The sequence below is a fragment of the Oceanobacillus sp. FSL W7-1293 genome, from assembly GCF_037969815.1.
Taxonomy (GTDB): domain Bacteria; phylum Bacillota; class Bacilli; order Bacillales; family Amphibacillaceae; genus Oceanobacillus; species Oceanobacillus oncorhynchi.
This window is the reverse complement of sequence record NZ_CP150212.1, coordinates 683,360-698,930: the sequence shown is the minus strand read 5'-3', so window position 1 is coordinate 698,930 and position 15,571 is coordinate 683,360. Positions and strand designations below refer to the sequence as shown.

General features: G+C 35.8%; 15 protein-coding genes. All 15 read right to left on the bottom strand.

The genetic code is table 11. The features are described from left to right. Positions 1–18: 18 nt before the first annotated feature. Complete coding sequence (locus MKY65_RS03490) at positions 19–1,878, bottom strand: PTS sugar transporter subunit IIA (RefSeq protein ID WP_339182425.1); 1,860 nt, start codon at positions 1,876–1,878, stop codon at positions 19–21. A gap of 502 nt (positions 1,879–2,380) precedes the next feature. Then, positions 2,381–3,070 carry a D-allulose 6-phosphate 3-epimerase gene (gene alsE / locus MKY65_RS03485; protein ID WP_339182423.1) on the bottom strand — a complete coding sequence of 230 codons (690 nt, stop codon included), beginning with the start codon at positions 3,068–3,070 and terminating at the stop codon, positions 2,381–2,383. Between the two features lie 105 nt (positions 3,071–3,175). After that, positions 3,176–4,279 (bottom strand): PTS fructose transporter subunit IIC, encoded by a 1,104-nt coding sequence (locus tag MKY65_RS03480; RefSeq protein ID WP_339182421.1) that lies wholly within the window; start codon positions 4,277–4,279, stop codon positions 3,176–3,178. A gap of 32 nt (positions 4,280–4,311) precedes the next feature. Then, a complete protein-coding gene (locus MKY65_RS03475) occupies positions 4,312–4,620 on the bottom strand; it encodes a PTS fructose transporter subunit IIB (RefSeq protein WP_289584947.1) in 309 nt (102 codons plus the stop codon). A gap of 18 nt (positions 4,621–4,638) precedes the next feature. After that, positions 4,639–5,091: a fructose PTS transporter subunit IIA gene (locus tag MKY65_RS03470; protein WP_339182419.1), complete on the bottom strand. Its 453-nt coding sequence runs from the start codon at positions 5,089–5,091 to the stop codon at positions 4,639–4,641. Positions 5,092–5,117: 26 nt separating this feature from the next. After that, the gene (locus MKY65_RS03465; protein ID WP_339185099.1) at positions 5,118–5,435 is read right to left on the bottom strand and encodes a PTS fructose transporter subunit IIB; all 318 of its coding nucleotides are present in this window, start codon (positions 5,433–5,435) and stop codon (positions 5,118–5,120) included. A 13-nt stretch (positions 5,436–5,448) separates the two neighbouring features. Beyond that, positions 5,449–5,889, bottom strand: coding sequence for a PTS sugar transporter subunit IIA (locus MKY65_RS03460; RefSeq protein ID WP_339182417.1), 441 nt, complete (start codon positions 5,887–5,889; stop codon positions 5,449–5,451). Then, complete coding sequence (locus MKY65_RS03455) at positions 5,879–7,372, bottom strand: PRD domain-containing protein (protein ID WP_339182416.1); 1,494 nt, start codon at positions 7,370–7,372, stop codon at positions 5,879–5,881. Before MKY65_RS03455 ends, MKY65_RS03460 begins: the two co-directional genes overlap by 11 nt. A gap of 537 nt (positions 7,373–7,909) precedes the next feature. Then, positions 7,910–8,716, bottom strand: a complete 807-nt coding sequence (locus tag MKY65_RS03450; protein WP_339182414.1) for an inositol monophosphatase family protein — start codon at positions 8,714–8,716, stop codon at positions 7,910–7,912. Between the two features lie 46 nt (positions 8,717–8,762). Further along, a complete protein-coding gene (locus MKY65_RS03445; protein ID WP_339182413.1) occupies positions 8,763–9,575 on the bottom strand; it encodes a Cof-type HAD-IIB family hydrolase in 813 nt (270 codons plus the stop codon). A gap of 168 nt (positions 9,576–9,743) precedes the next feature. Next, positions 9,744–10,550 carry a histidinol-phosphatase gene (locus MKY65_RS03440; RefSeq protein WP_339185097.1) on the bottom strand — a complete coding sequence of 269 codons (807 nt, stop codon included), beginning with the start codon at positions 10,548–10,550 and terminating at the stop codon, positions 9,744–9,746. A 24-nt stretch (positions 10,551–10,574) separates the two neighbouring features. Further along, complete coding sequence (locus tag MKY65_RS03435; protein WP_339182412.1) at positions 10,575–11,576, bottom strand: extracellular solute-binding protein; 1,002 nt, start codon at positions 11,574–11,576, stop codon at positions 10,575–10,577. Positions 11,577–11,604: 28 nt separating this feature from the next. Beyond that, complete coding sequence (locus MKY65_RS03430; protein ID WP_339182410.1) at positions 11,605–12,684, bottom strand: ABC transporter ATP-binding protein; 1,080 nt, start codon at positions 12,682–12,684, stop codon at positions 11,605–11,607. A gap of 19 nt (positions 12,685–12,703) precedes the next feature. Beyond that, complete coding sequence (locus MKY65_RS03425) at positions 12,704–14,407, bottom strand: iron ABC transporter permease (protein ID WP_339182408.1); 1,704 nt, start codon at positions 14,405–14,407, stop codon at positions 12,704–12,706. Between the two features lie 68 nt (positions 14,408–14,475). Further along, positions 14,476–15,513, bottom strand: a complete 1,038-nt coding sequence (locus MKY65_RS03420) for an ABC transporter substrate-binding protein (protein WP_339182407.1) — start codon at positions 15,511–15,513, stop codon at positions 14,476–14,478. Positions 15,514–15,571 lie beyond the last annotated feature (58 nt).

The window sequence follows — 15,571 nt, the reverse complement described above, 5'->3', positions numbered from 1 at the left end:
TTTTATTCCTCCAATATATCATTGTAAATTTCCCATAAATTCTTCATATGAATTTGTAGATAATAGATTTTCAACTGTTGATTTATTTTTCATTAATTGATAGATTTCTCGATAAATATATTCATATTTCAATTTATCTTTTTCGCTTAAAATGAGTAAAAAAACTAAACGAACAGAACGTTCTCCCCAGGTAATTCTTTGCTGATTTACTCCAATATAAATGTAAGATTCTTTTTCATTTGTTGAAAAAAGCGGATGCGGTAATGCAATTTCATTACCGATATCTGTGGGAGACAGATTCTCCCGATCCAGTATGCCATTGAAGTAACGCTGCAGGCGAAAACGATCAACCATCTTCTCTAAAAAAGCCTCTTTTGTTGACTCATTGAGATAGATTAATTTTTCCTCACTCACCCGATCTTTTAATATACCGAAAGTGATATTTTGCTTGATGGAGGCCAAATCATCTGCCTGCAGGAATTCATTGACTACGATTACTTTTTTATTGATATTTTTAATCGGTAATTGTGAAATAACCAAGGATACATTTTCAGGCAGCTGATGCACTTCATCGATAGAATAAATGTCAATCACTTCAATCTGTCTAAAGTGTTTTTCAATCTTCTGTTTACTTAGTGTAGCCAGAACATGATTTTCTTTGAAAATAACAGCTGCCTTGATTTTCAGATCATTCATCCTTTCAATAGCTGCTTCAATATGAAGCGCAATATATCCCACCTCGTTTTCAGGAATATGGACAGAAACTCGGCTGCTTATTAGCTTGGAAAAAACAACAGCCATTTGATAGGCTTGGATATATTCTGATTTAATAAAGGATAAAAACGGATTATTTATTAAAGCTTTATATGTTAATGGATAGATTATTCTTTTTATATGAGCCTGCAAACCATTAACCAGCTGGTGATCTTCCCAAAAATCATACCCATATTTATCACCTAAAACAGCTAGTGATTCATTAATTTGTAAGTCGATTTTTCTAAACAGTTGATTATCCTTTATCCCATTGGAGTCAGGAAATACCTTCCACCCTATTAGTTGAACCGCCAGAAATGAAGATTCTCTTAAAAGTAGTTCGCCATCTGGCAGACCTTCTTTTTTCAAAATAGCTTGAGCTGCAGAATTCTCTTTCAATGATTGGTCGTCTTGACTCAGGTCTAATTCAAATTTAGAAATAGCTTTTTGATTTAAACGATATTTTTGTATTAAAACTGCCACAACCAGCATAGACTTAACCTGTATATTTAGGGAAACACCATATTGTTCCAAAACCTCGTCTAAATGCGCCATGGTCTCGTCAATTTGTCTTTCTTCAAACCACCATTTTGTAAAAAGCTCTCTTAATTCATGTCTTAATTCATCTTTTGTCGCAAAATCTCTTTTTACAAAATGAGCTAATAATAAACGTTTATCTATTTCATTCCCAATCATACGTATGCCTGAGAATGTCTCTGTTTCAAGCGTAACCTCAAGTTGCTGACTGCTTATCAACTCAGTGATTCGATTCAAGTCAGAATTAATCGTCTGTGCAGAAACATGTAAACAATCCGCTATTTCCTGATAAGACTTCCAAGAATCCGCTTCCATTAACAATTGAACAATATAAAAAGCACGTTGATTAAACTCAAAATAATCCTGTTTCTTAAAAACCTCCATTTTTCCTTCAAGCTTATAGCCCAGACGGTTATTTGAACTTATTTCCGCATCTGCAAGGTAATTTTCATTTAAGTACCGAATATCACTTCTTATTGTCCTCGTGCTTACTCCCAACTTTTCACTAAGCACGTCTCCACCAACATATTTCCCCTCCTGTTCATACATTTTTAATAACTGGAGTAAACGGGCATGACGCTCTTTCACTTAGTTCGCCTCCTAAATTCATTATAAATACACCTTAATTTCCACCGCTATACTGAATCGTTTCCTGACTATTAAGGAAGCGTTTTCACCATTTGTAAATATACGCTTCGTCAAATAAAAAGTAATTAGACAGTGTAGAGAAAGGTTGTCGTATTCTATTTTGAATGATATAGAAATAAATTGAGAAATAAATTATGCACAGACTGAGAAGGTGAGCATTTCCACATTGCTCGTCGTCTAATAGAGAAGATTATCAGGATTTCTATTATCAGTAACTAAATAAGCAAACCTGGGTTTCCCTCAAACTCGGCACATTAAAGTGCAACTATGTATCGTTTCTTATCTATGAAATAGACTATTTCCTTAAAATCAATTTGCTTTAATGTTTCCTGTACTTCCAAGTAATCATTATTTACTCTGGAAGGTACATGCGAATCGGATAATGAAAAAGAGGCCATTTAACAATTTGCTATGCAAATTCTTAAAATAGCCTCTTTACGTTTTATGATAATACTTTCCCTGTCATTTCCTCATAATCATTACGCATTATTTCCCATGATTTTTCAATATCTTCATTTAGTCCAAATAAACCGCTTCGACCTACAATATAGATATCAGGACCAGCCGCATCAATTCTTTTAAATGATTTACGATTAGATGAACCATCCATTTCAATGACGTATTGATAACCTTTTTCTTTCCGTAATTCTCTTAATGCCACAATTTTATCTAAGGTGCTTTCGATAAAACGTTGCCCTGCAAACCCTGGATCAATTGTCATAATTGTAATCTTATCGACTAACTCAATATAAGGGTTAATGGCATCAATTGGGGTTTCCGGATTCAGCACCACTCCTGCTTTTAGCCCAGCATCATGTATTTGATCAATTAATCGAAATGCTAAACCATCAAGTACTTCTGCATGCATACAAATCCATTCACACTTCATATCAACTAATTGTTGCACCCAGAAGCTTGGATCTTTTACCATAAGGTGAGCAGACATAGGTAAATCACTTATTTTACGCACTTCTTCGATAAACCATGGAGATAGCGTAATATTAGGTACATAATGGCCATCCATAATATCAATATGGTAAGAGTCTACATGATTATTTAAAAAAGTAATTTGTTCTTTAAATTTATCTAAGTCCATCGTCATTAGTGACGGTGAAAATTCTACTTTTCTCATATTCTACTAATCCTCCGTTTATTTACGATTATATTGAAAAGTTCTCCAGTATCCCTTTAGTCTCTATAGCTTTTTTCAGTGTTTAGAAAAAATTTCATTATTATATTAATAGATTTTAATATCATCTAAATCAATATCTTCTTCTTCCGCTTCTGTTTCTACACTCGCTTCGTCTTTAGATACATCTTTCTTGATTAAAGCCAATGTTACTCCCGTTACAAGAATATTGACTAATAGTGCAATAACTCCTGACATCGGATTAGTCATCGTTGGTAACATTAATACTCCGCCGAATGGTACTGTTGCATCAGCTCCTAACATCATCGATACTGCTCCACCTGCAGCTCCGCCAACAGCTGTTGCAATTACACAACGAATGATATCATTCATAACAATTGGAATAACACCTTCCACAATATTAATAAAGCCCATTGGAACTGCCGATTTTAACGTCTCTGTTTCTAATGGTTTATAGATTTTTTTTCCAAACAATTTTGCTATAAAATATGCTAATCCAAAACCGACCGGTGTTGCTGTGTTTACTAATTGTAATGCTGTAATCGGGCCATTGAGACCCTCTGCCTGCATGGTCAATACAAAGGCAAATACAGTTTTATTAATTGGACCGCCGTAGTCAACCCCGCTCAATATACCTACAACGCCACCAAATGCTAATAAAGAAGAAGATCCTAAATTATTTAAAGCACTCGTTAACATTGATGTAAAAGCAGCAATCGGTACACCAATAATGTAAACCATGATTAAACCGCCAATAATAGAAGTAAAAAATGGAACGATTAACGTCGGCATTAATCCTTTAGCCCACTTAGGCACTTTAAAGTATTTTAAAATACTTATAGCAAGATAACCTGATAAGAACCCGCCTAAAATTCCGCCAATGAAGCCAGCTTCAATGGCATTAGCAGTTAAACCGATAATAAAACCTGGAGCGATCCCTGGTTTTCCAGCAATGGAGTATGAAATCCCTGTAGAGATAACTACCGGTAATAAACCGAGACCTGCTCCTCCCATTGTTGCTAAAGCATCCCAAATAGAAAACTCACCTTGTACCAATATATCCTGGCTTGTACCTCCAAATCCCATACCAATTGCTATTAAGAAACCTGCTCCACAAACGATTGGAATCAGATATGAAATTGCCGTTAATAGATGACCTTTAAGGTTTAATTCTCTAAAAAATTTCTTCATTTGCCACCCTCCTATACCATTCTTTGATTACTTTATCCAACAACTTCTTTTGCTTTTTCAATTAGTTTGTTTGGTGACTTTACAGCAATCTCTGTTGATACTTGAATAGTTCGCTTCCCCTCAAAACGTTCTTGCCCAGAAACTTTCACATCCGCTGCTATAATAACAATATCAGCTTCTGCAATCTGTTCCGCTGTTAATTCGTTTTCTATTCCAATAGTTCCTTGTGTCTCTATATGAATTTGATGCCCTGCTTTCTTTCCGGCATTTTCAAGTTTTTCTTGTGCAATATACGTATGAGCAATCCCTACAGTACATGCTGCAACTCCTACAATTTTCATCCTTTTCTCTCCCTTATATTAATTACTAAAAGCTTCTTTCGCTTCTTCCCTCTTTGAAGCATGAAGTAATTTTTTGATTACTTCATCATTACCTAATTTTCTTGCAAATAAAGATAATAATTTCAGATGATTTTGCGCACCTTCATTGTCGTTTCCTACAGCAAAAAGAATGATTCCTTTCACGCCATTTCCATCTAGTGTTTCCCATGGAATTTCTTCTTCACTAATTCCAATAGCCACTCCTAATTTCTGCACAAAATCACTTTTTCCATGAGGAATTGCAATGTAATTTCCGATTCCTGTCTGTCCTTCTGCTTCTCGAGCATAAATATCTTTCATAAATCCTTCTATATCTGTGATATACTCATTTTCTAAAAGTAAATTTGCCAATTCTATTAATGCTTCTTCTTTACTTTTAGCATTCATATTTATTTTGATCGTATTTACATCTATAATGTCTTTTACATCCATACTTTCCCCTCCATTTAATAAATAGTTTATTGATTTTTATTTACTACCTCTTCTGCTTTCTCAATAAGTTTATTTGGTGATTTCACAGCAATTTCTGTTGATACTTGAATGGTTCGTTTCCCTTCAAAACGTTCTTGTCCAGAAATTTTTACATCTGCTGCCAAGATAACAATATCAGCTCCTGCAATCTGTTCTGCTGTTAATTCGTTTTCTGTCCCAATAGTTCCTTGTGTCTCTATATGAATTTGATGCCCTGCTTTCTTCCCGGCATTTTCAAGTTTTTCTTGTGCAATATATGTGTGAGCAATTCCTACAGTACATGCTGCAACTCCTACAATTTTCATCATGTTTCCTCCTCTAAAATGTAATGATTTCTTTATATAAACTTGATGGTTCTTCGGCATTTAATAAACGGTTTAAATAATCTTCATCTGCTAAAGATCTTGTAAATAAAGAGATTTTTTTCTTTATTTCCTCTTGTTCATCTGCCTTTAATAAGATAATAATGATAAGTCGAATATCTTCTATATTGTTATCCCAAAACAATATTGGCTTTGTTAATCTAAGAAATACAATTTGACTTTCCTCGAGCAGATTACTTTCCATATGTGGCAGCAAAACATGTTCTGCTATTAATGGGCTTCCAACCTTTTCCCGCTCGTTCAATTGATGAATAATAGCTTGTCGTTGCTGATAAGAATGATGCGGACAGGCGATGGTAGAAACAAAATCATATACCTGCTCTTTCGTTTCTAAAGCATCATTGAAACAAACTTGATAAAATGAATTATCGTTCATGATAAATCTCCTCTATTTTATTTTGAAGCCTTTTTTGGTCATCCATTGTAAACATGGCACTTACTAATAAAGAGTGAATAAATATTTGATTTCCAATATGGACCGTGCTTAGAATCAGTTCAATATCAGCATATTTTTCTTTAAACATTTGCATATTTCGAGAAGCTACGACATCTACAATTTCTAATTCAGGAAATTTTTTAGCTACTTTTGCTTTTAAGAGTTCTGAAGTTCCAATTCCTGTTGTGCACATGATAAGTGTTTTGATAGGGCGCTGATGCTGGCTTGTCTCAATAATTTTTGCGAAATATAGCGTGATAAAACCATTTTCATCATCATTTATTACCGGTAAATCAAGCTTCTCACTTACTAGTTCAGAAACTTTTGTTACCCCTGCAAATATTTCTTCATAGGTTATTTTAATTTGACTTAACAAATTGTTTTTAATTCTAATTTTATGTTCTAATCTATTCAGCATTGGTTTAATATGGTTAGCCAAATCTATAAAAATCGATTGACTATCTATATTTATACCTAATTTGGTACCCATTTCATCAATATACAATTTAGTTACTTTAATAACTTCTGAGGAAAAAGTTGACGTGGAACCAACAACCCCTTGCATTCTCGATGACACCAAGTATTGATAAAGGAAATAAATTTCAATTTCCGGCAATGTATTATTCAAATATTGTTCAATATGATGGACCGTAGTCTTCGCAACCTGATATAAAATATTATTTTCTCTCATATTTTCTATTTCTTCAGGGGATACCGCATCTGGAAACAATAGATATGGATTTTTCCTTGAACGACTTAGCAAGATATAAAGATGCGAAAAAATATTTACGTTATATGGATAAGGGATTGTTATATTTAAATCTTTTTCAATGCTCCTTATTTGGTCTAAAATAAATAAAACGTCATATTTATTAAAATTAAGTTCCGGGTTATTTTTTAAATCATCAATATCAATAATATTAAATATTTCAATAACGTCCTTAATTGCCTTCCTAATGTTAATTTCTTCTCCCAATATAGCCAGCTTTCTATTTTTTCGTTCTATCACCAAGTTGTACTTTTTAAGCTCTTCACTCATTATTTGTTCATCATTCGATACAACGGAGTCTCCTACATAATAGTTACTATACAAGTGATAGATATTTATAGGTTTCGGAGAAGACAATAACAATTCTTCCATAATTCGTTTACGCCTCTCACGAGGAGAAAAAGCGTCTTCTTTGTATTGTTTATTTCTTTTTTGATAATTAATAAATTTTTCGTAATCCAGTTTGTAGCCTCTCCCTTTCTCAGAGAGAATTAAAGAACCGCTTTCATATTCATCGTTAATTTTTTTTATTAAACGATAAACTGTTTTTTGAGAAGCGTTTAATATTTTAGCTATATCATCTGATGTAACGTAATCTTGATTTTTGGAAAGAAACAGTAACAGTTTTTGTTCACGATTATTTTTTGAACTCACAGCACCCCTCCTTGTCATATTTATATTAACTCAATTTGCAGAAAACGCTTTACTGATAATTGACCGTTGCAACGGTCAGTTATCTGACATCCTTTAGAGTTAAGGTAATTGAAATCAGCATTAAATAGAGGCAAGGAAGGATTTCCTTGTCTCTACTATCGCTATTTTAACCAATATTATAAGAATCCATAAAATAAGTTTTATTGTAAACGGGAATACAATAATTAAAAAATATAGGATAATTTACAATAATTTAGCTTTATTTTAGAGGGAAAGGTTATCATATTCTATTTTGAATGATATAGAAATAAACTGTGCGTAGAATAAAAGGAAGTATTTCCACATTGCTCACATCATATAGGAGATTATCATAATGCCTATTAACCGGCGTATCTCTTTTTATGTACTTTCTGAATACCCGCCAGAAATAAAAAAAGACATTCCTTAGGATATTTCCTTCCTAGGAATGTTCTTTAATTTACTATATGTCCAATTACTATCATATTCTTTCCTTTTGAATAGCACACTTAAAATTTATCATAAAAAACCATGTATAGAAGCAAAGGTCTCCTTCCACTCCTCATCAATCTTTCCATTCGTACAAGTGAAATTCGGAAATTCAAAGCGAACATCACTTCCATCCAATTGGTAAACACTGCCCCCTGCTTCCTCGACAATCAATCTGCCTGCAGCAATATCCCAAATATTCACACCCCATTCCCAAAATGCATCCAAACGTCCAGAAGCAACATAAGCACAATGTAAGGCAGCTGAACCGAAAGTACGGACATTTCGAGTCAACGGAGCAATTTTCACATATCCCTCTAAGACATGATTACGGTCACTTTCGTATTTAGCTGGAACTCCAGTTGAAACGAGGCTCTCCGCTAAAGAACCCTGTCCGCTGACATGAATTGCTTCTCCATTTAATGTCGCTCCTTTTCCACGTTCAGCAATAAATAGTTCATTTGCAACGGGATCATAAATAATGCCAAAAGCAGCTTCCCCTTTACAATATAAAGCTACTGAAATCGTATATCCCGGCAATCCATGTACATAATTCGTCGTTCCATCAATTGGATCAATTACCCATAGATTAGGGTGCGTTTCTAACATTTCTAGCATTTTATCATGACCTATCTCTTCCACTGTTTCTTCTCCAAAAACAGCATGCTCTGGGAAATCCCTCTTTATTTCCTCGGTTATATATTTTTCTGTTTTCTTATCCATTTCCGTAACTAAATCCATATCGCTGCCCTTTGTTTCAACAGTGAATCTAGAATTGACCTTATCTACCAGTCTTCTCCCTGCTACTATGACGATTTCACATACCTCTTCAAACATGACATCACCTTCTCTTCAGAATTTGGGTTGTATCAATAATCTACTTTTATCCCTTTAAAGCAACAGAATGACCTATGTCTCCAATAATGCGTTGAATAGCGTGATGCTCATGATGAACAGTTTCCCGAAAGTTCTGCTGCTTCAATAAGTCAATGGCATTTTCAACCACATAGGCTGTATCAGCGATTTGCAACATGGCCAAATCATTTTCATGATCCCCAACACAAGTGATATGTAAGTTGGTTTGTTCTATATATTTGAGAAGTTCTTTCATAGCGTTTCCCTTGGAAGCATCCTTTGGTAAAATTTCTAAATAGATTTTATCTGAATAGACCATATCACAAGAAACACCGCTGGATTGCACCAACTGTTCACATTTTTTTAAATTAGCGGGGTCATTTGAAATAACAAGAACTTTTGTCACATAGCTTGTATCAAAATCAGCACTTATTTGCTTAACCTTCACTTTATCTTTTTTCTCATTCTCTTTAACCAATTCATTGTAATCTAGTGTATAGGCCCTTTTATTTTGATAATAATTTATTCCAATTGAATGACCTTCACTGAATGTTTGTAATTGGTTAAATAATGGTGTGAATTGAGTAATCTTTTGTTCAAATATACGCTGTTTTTTCTGATAATCATAAATAACAGCCCCATTATACAAAATAACAGGAAGTGCAATTCCTAATTCTTGCATATAAGGATAAACAGATTCTTCAATCCTTCCGGTAGCAATGGTAAACAATCCGCCGTTCTTTATAAATTGCTTGATAGATGTTTTATTCTCCATACTTATTTTCTGCTTTCCATCAAGTAAGGTGCCGTCTAAATCAGAGATTAATAGATGATTTTTCATTCCATCGCGTCCCTTCGCAATTCTTTTTTACTAGACTATTTTATTTTTATCTTCATCAAACAGATTGAATAGGTTATCTTATATTCTTGAACGATAACATCCTAATTTTAGAAAAACCCGCATCCGCTAAAGAATGAGCGTATGCGGGTTTCTTCATACTCCACACAATTAAAGTGACACCGTATATCTTTTCTTGTTAACAAAATACACCATTTCCTGAAAGCCAATTTGTTTTAAAGTTTCCTGTACTTCTAAGTAATCATCCCCTACTCTGGAAGGTACGTGAGAATCTGAACCAAAAGATATATCTACACCGTAATGGCATGCCCTTTCTAATATTTCATGGGAAGGATACCATCCGCCGCAATCCTTATTTTTACCGGATGTATTCACTTCAATAGCAACACCTTCATCTGCAATGACTTTTAATGTTTCTTCTATCACTGATGTTTTGACATCATGAAAATCTAATAAATATCCTTTCATCGCATCAATATGTCCCAAGACTTGAAACATACCGCTTTTGGCAGATTGCTGAATCGAATGGTAGTAGGTTTCTTTTTCCTCGAGACGTTCTCCCTCTGTTAAATAATCCCATCTGCCTTTTTGAAAAATACTTTTATCGTGAACATGATGGACAGAGCCAATGATATAATCAAATGGGTATTTTTGATAAATGCTTCTATACATATCTGCATATTCAGGAAAGTAATCACTCTCCATTCCAAGCAGCACATGAATTTTATTCTTATATTTTTCTTTCAGCGTCAATACTTCATTTACATATTCATCCAGTTCACTCTTCGCCATTGCAATTCCCGGATATAGCTGATCTTCCTTCGAATAAAAATAAGGAGAGTGATCTGAGATTCCGATATAATGTAAATCACGATCTATTGCAGCCTTAATGTAATCCTCTATTTTTCCTTCTGCATGCCCACACCTATCATGGTGCGTATGTAAATCAAAAATTATATTTGTCACTTCGCATCTTCCCCCTTACTCTCTAAATTGGATAACTTCTTTAAAATCAGAAATTAAATTTGATCGGCTTTCCACTGCTTCTTCCTCATCAACAGGTATAATCAATAATTCATCCAACGATACGGACTGTGGCGGATTTACTGCATTCACATTGGTCAGCATATGATAATTTCCTATTCTTTGTCCTATTTCCTGTGCTTCCTTTGTTAATGACCAATCAATAAACTCCTGTGCAGCCTCTTGGTTTTGAACATCTTTCGTCATAGCGATTGCTTCGACTTCATACGTTGTCGGCTCAGTCGGATAAATAATATTCAACTCATTAAATCCTTCATTCTTCAGACGCATGGCGTCGTGTGCAAACATAATCGTTGCAGCACTTTCCTTATAACCAATAAATCTTCCTGTGGAATCCTCTGCCAAAGTGTAATCGGTCACATTTTGATTGATATTTTGCAGCACACTTCTTGTTCGCAAATCTCCATATAATTCGTCAAAGAGAGCAATCGTAAGGTACCCTGCTTCTGTTGATTCTGGATTTGGCAATGTCAGCCAGTTCTTATATTCTACCCGCTGCAGATCACTCCACCGTTGCGGATTACTGACTCCTTGTTCCACATGCCATTGACGATTAGTCACAATGGCCAAGACTCCTACACTAATCCCAGTCCAATATCCTTCTTCATCCTTATATATTTCGTCGATTTCTTCTCTATATTCCGAAATATATGGTTCCAGGAATCCTTGCTGTTTCGCCTCTTCCATTAAAAAAGACGATCCCCCATACCAAATATCAAATTCCTCTTCTCCATTCTCCAATGATTGAAGAATTTCAAGATTACTTTTTCTTTGAAAAGAAATATGGATACCCGTATCCCGTTCAAACTGCTCTGCAATTCGGATCATATAAGCTGTATCCATTCCAGTATAAACCTGTAATACTTCTTTTTGCCCAGCCTTGCTGCAACCAGAAAGAAGGAGAAGGACTACGAACAATAGCATTGTTATTTTTCGCATAGCATCTCTCCCCTCCTTCTATTTAACCTTATGCTGGTACAACATGCAACGAACGTTGTGAAAATGTCAGGTTCACACTATCGCCGTCATAGTAAACTTCTTTCCCGCCTGGGTCAGCAACAACCGCATACAATTGAATACCGTTAAAATCCAGCTCATATTCTTGTATCTGTCCCATAAACACACTTTTTAGAACTTTCGCAGGCTCTGTTCCTTCCTTACCAAGATTGATTGCTTCTGGACGAACAACTACTGAAACAGATTGCCCTTCATGAAATGTATCTGCATTCTGCTGTAAAACTTCGATAGTAGTTTGTTTCGTTTTAACAAAGAGACGATCCGATTCTTTCTTATCTACAATCCCTTCTAAGAAGTTAGCTGTCCCAATAAAATCGGAAACAAATTTTGTTTGTGGCTTTTGATAAATTTCCATTGGCGGTCCAACTTGTTCAATACGCCCTTCATTCATAACAACAATACGGTCGCTCAAACTCATCGCTTCACTTTGATCATGTGTTACATAAATTGCTGTAATGCCAAGTTTTTTCTGGATACGGCGAATTTCATCACGCATCGTGATTCGAAGTTTTGCATCTAAATTGGATAATGGTTCATCGAAAAGTAATACTCCAGGTTCCATTACCAATGCTCTAGCAAGCGCAACACGCTGCTGCTGACCGCCAGACAATTGGTTTGGCATTCTGTTTTTATTTACATGTAAGTTCATAATATCCATGACTGGTGTTACTCGTTTTTCAATTTCACTTCTACTTAATTTTTTCAGTTTTAGTCCATAACAAATGTTGTCATATACGGACATATGCGGAAACAGTGCATAGGATTGAAAAACCATTGTACAGTCTCTTTTATTTGCAGGGATATTTTGAACATTATCCTCTCCAAACATAATTACGCCGTTCGATAGTTCTTCAAATCCGGCAATCATACGCAATGTAGTAGTCTTACCACAGCCGGAAGGACCTAATAGTGTGGCAAATTCTCCTTTTTCTATATGCAAACTGACATCGCTAACTGCTGTCATTGTCTTTCCTTCACCATCGGTAAATTGTTTCGTTACATTTTCTAGCTTTACGGATTTTGCTGACATGTCTTATCCCTCCACGTATTTAAGTCGTCACAGAATCTTTTGAAGCAATCTCTGCTCCTGTTTGTTGATCTTTTCTTAACTTCCACTTGCCAGTAAATAAAGAAGTTAAGCCATTTAAAATTAACATCGCAACAATCATTAAAATAATCAATAATGTACAATATGCACTCGCAACACCTATTCTTCCTGACTCTACTTGCGCTAAGATAGAGGCAGTAATCAGGTTATATTTTGCCGAAACCAGGAAGATTACAGCACTCATCGCTGTCATACTCTTTACGAAAGTGTATACAATCGAACTGAAAAATGCCGGTCGAATCAAAGGCAGCACGATTGAAAAGAAGGTTTTTGAACCGCTCGCTCCCAGATTCGTTGCCGCTTCTTCAATCGAAGGATCTATCTGCTGAAGCGAAGTAATCCCGGACCGGATTCCTACTGGCATCGCACGAACAATAAATGCAGCGATAATAATTAGTGCAGTACCGGTAATTGCTAATGGCGCCTGATTAAACGCCAAGATGTAGGAAATACCGATTACCGTCCCTGGAATAGCCATGGAAAGCATGCTGATTCCTTCCATAAATTTTTTCCCTGCAAATCTTTTACGAACAATTAAGAATGCAAGAATCATTGCGAATAATCCTCCAATTGGCGTCGCAATGATGGAAAGTCGTAACGTATCTGTCACTGCCTTTTGGCCAATAGAAAATACATAATTATAATGGTCTAATGTAAAGCTGTAATTGACGCCCCATAGCTGAATAAATGATCCGATTGGAACTAAGATATAGAATAAAATAACCGTTCCCGATAAACCAAAACAAATGGTTATCATCACTCGACGAAACATACCTTGGGAAATCATTTTTCGAACTCCAGTTGGTTTTCCGGTAACGGTGACATAATTCTTCTTCCCAATCCAAAAATTCTGGAGTACGTATAAAATAACTGTTGCACTAAGTAAAACCATTGCAAGAGCTGCCCCAGCCTGCATATTATAGCTTCCAACGGCCTGCATATAAATCTCTCTTGCCACCGTATTATAATCTCCCCCAATGGTCATTGGGTTCCCGAAATCAGCCATCGACTGAATAAATACAAGTAAAAAAGCATTTCCAATCCCTGGAACAGATAATGGCAACGTTACTTTCTTAAATGTCTGCCATTTCGTAGAACCAAGGTTATCACTTGCTTCCTCCAGAGAAGGGCTAATCGATTGTAACAGCCCTGCGAGAACTAAGAAGGCTACCGGGAAATAGGTCAGGGTTTGAACAAGAATCAAGCCATGTAATCCATAAATATTTGCTCCTTCTATTCCCAGCAATGTCTCAGAAATAAATCCTCCTCTTCCAAAAAGCAGAATTGCTGATAAAGCAATAACAAACGGAGGAGAAATTACTGGTAAAATTGCAATTCCGTTAAATAATTTCTTAAATGGAACCTTGATATAAGCTAATGTATAAGCAAAGAAATAAGCAATCGCTGTTGATAAAATAGAAACAATGACTGCTAAAACCAATGAATTCGTTAAAGCACTGGTTAACTGTCCGCCAGCAAACACCCTTTTATACCCTTGCCAATCTATTTCACCATTTGATATAAAACTGGACAAAAAGATTTGGAAAAGCGGATAGACAATAAAAACAATGAGCGTCAGCATAACCAATACAACAAGTAATAACAGCATTGGCTGTTTGACTAATCTGCGTATGTTCTCCTTCATAAAAAGCTTTCACTCCTTTTATGTTGAAAAGGGAGCTGACAGCCCCCTATTTTCAACGTTTTCTATCTCTAGTTATTTACTTCATTATCCCAACGGTCAAGAATTTCTTGACGACGTTCTCCAGCCTCTTTCGGGTCTGAATCTAACAGGTTAATCTCTTCTAAATCTGGAGCTCCTTCAGGCGGAGTTGCATCGGGATGTGTAAGGCTCTGGAAATTATCTGTTTCTTGACCAACTTCCTGTGCTCCCGGACCTGCAGCCCAATCGATAAATTCTTGCGCAAGCTCTTCATTTGGAGCTCCCTCAATAATACCTACCCCTCCAATTTCAAATCCTGTTCCATTATCCGGGAAGGAGAGAACAATATCGTCAAATCCTTCTTCTTGATATTTAACAATATCATGTGCAAATAGAATTCCCGCTCCTACTTCATTTAGTCCAACCATTCTGCCTGGCGCAGAGCCACTAGTCGTATATTGCTGAACTTGTGGGTGAAGTTCTTTTAAGTATTCAAATCCTTCCTCATCTCCGCCTTTCGCACGCAGAATGGAATATAATGCTGTATAGGCTGTACCTGATGAGCTTGGATGGGCCATTACTATTTGGTTTTGATAAGAAGGGTCTAACAGATCCTCCCAGCTTGTCGGTGCTTCCAGACCATTATCATCCAGGAAGTTCTGATTTGTTGCAAAACCAATTGCACCTACATAAACACCTGTCCAATAATGATCTGAATCTTTATACTCCTCTGGAATATCTGCCGCTACCGGCGAATCATACGCATGTAACAAATCTTCCATTTTAGCAGCCTCAAATGTATCTGCCGGCCCGCCGTACCAAATATCTGCCTGTGGATTATCTTTTTCCGCACGTACTTTTGCCAAAATTTCTCCAGCTGACATACGTACCATATCGACATCAATTCCGGTATCCTGTTGGAACCTGTCAATCGCAGCAATCGCATGATCCTCTTGGAATCCAACATAAACTGTTAATGTTCCGCTTGGACTATCTCCGCCTTCTGCCCCATCTGAATCATTTGATCCGCACGCAGCTAGCAGAAAAACAGCTAATAATATAAATAATAATTTTATAGATTTCTTCAATGTCATTACCTCCTTTTTCTTATGTTTTAAGTTTATGTGTATGCGCTTCCACATTCAA